1 protein-coding gene is annotated in these 1724 nt (G+C 65.1%); it reads left to right on the top strand.

Annotated elements, in window-relative coordinates:
• Positions 1–1724 (top strand): BCCT family transporter (locus ACU18_RS18620; RefSeq protein WP_050687970.1); only part of this gene is annotated, 1724 nt, incomplete at both ends.

Here is a 1724-nt window from a genome sequence, read left to right as displayed (position 1 = left end):
GAGCACGCGCAGATCATGGAGGAGCTGCGCAGCGCCAGGACTGAGCGGGCCGTTGCGGACCGCCGCAACCACAAACTCACCCTGGATAAAGTCACTTTCGGCATCACGGGCGCGATTGCCATTGCGTTTGTGGTCTGGGGCTTTGTAGGGCGGGACAGCCTGTCCGCCAGCTCAACAACCGCCCTGAACTGGGTGATGGAGTACACCGGCTGGCTCTTTATGCTCCTGGCCTCCCTGTTCGTCGTCTTCGTCCTCTGGCTCGCGATGGGCAAATTCGGGAACATCCCCCTGGGCAAAGACGGCGAAAAACCCGAATTCCGGACCGTGTCCTGGGTCGCCATGATGTTCGCCGCCGGCATGGGCATCGGCCTGATGTTCTACGGCGTCGCCGAACCCCTCTACCACTACGTCTCACCCCCACCCGGGACCGTGGACGGCCGCACCCCCGCCGCCATCCAAACCGCCATGGCCACCTCAATCTTCCACTGGACCCTGCACCCCTGGGCCATGTACGCAGTAGTCGGCATCGCCATGGCCTACGGCACCTACCGCCTGGGCCGCCGGCAACTGATCTCCCTCGCCTTCACCTCACTCTTCGGAATCCGCGTCGTCGAAGGACCCGTCGGGAAATTCATCAACATCCTCGCCATCTTCGCCACCCTCTTCGGCACCGCCGCGTCCCTGGGCCTGGGCGCCCTGCAAATCGGCAGCGGCATGACCTCCAACGGCTGGTTCGGACAAATCGGCACCCCCGTCCTCGTGGTCATCGTCGCCATCCTGACCCTGTGCTTCGTCGCCTCCGCCGTCTCCGGCATCAGCCGCGGCATCCAATGGCTCTCCAACATCAACATGGTCCTCGCCGTCGTCCTGGCACTCATCGTGTTCCTCGTCGGACCCACCCTGTTCATCCTGAACCTCATCCCCTCCGCCGTCGGCGACTACGTCCGGGACCTCGCCGAAATGTCCTCCCGCACCGAAGCCGTCGGCGATGACGCCCTGCGCACCTGGCTCTCCGGCTGGACCATCTTCTACTGGGCCTGGTGGATCTCCTGGACACCCTTCGTAGGCCTCTTCATCGCCCGCATCAGCCGCGGCCGCACCATCCGCCAATTCGTCACCGGCGTCCTCCTGGTCCCCAGCGTCGTGAGCATCATCTGGTTCGCGATCTTCGGCGGCGCCGCCATCAACATCCAACAACAAGCCGACACAAACAACACCCCCGGCCTGGTCACCATGGTCAACGGCAGCCCCTCCATCAACTTCGACGGCGCCCTCTTCGACCTCGTCAAAAACCTCAGCATGCCCGACTGGGCCACCGCCGCCGTCATCATCCTCGCCATGGTCCTCGTCGCGATCTTCTTCATCACCGGCGCCGACGCAGCCTCAATCGTCATGGGCTCCCTCAGCTCCAACGGCGCAGAACACCCCCGCCGCCCCATCGTCATCTTCTGGGGCTGCCTCACCGGCGCCGTCGCAGCCGTCATGCTCCTCGCCGGCGGCGACGTCCCCTCCGAAGCCCTCGCCGGACTCCAACGCATCACCATCGTCGCAGCACTACCCTTCGTCATCGTCATGCTCCTCCTCTGCGCAGCCCTCACCAAAGACCTCCGCCGCGACCCCCTCTCCCTCCACCGCCGCCTCGCCACCTCCGTCGTCGAACGCGCCATCCGCACCGGCGTCGAACAACACCGCGGCATCCAATTCGACCTCGTCACCCGCCACGA

Origin of the sequence: Arthrobacter sp. ZBG10, from assembly GCF_001238605.1 — a bacterium.
Classification (GTDB): domain Bacteria; phylum Actinomycetota; class Actinomycetes; order Actinomycetales; family Micrococcaceae; genus Arthrobacter.
The sequence above is the reverse complement of the archived record's forward strand: the minus strand, read 5'-3'. Positions and strand labels throughout refer to the sequence as shown.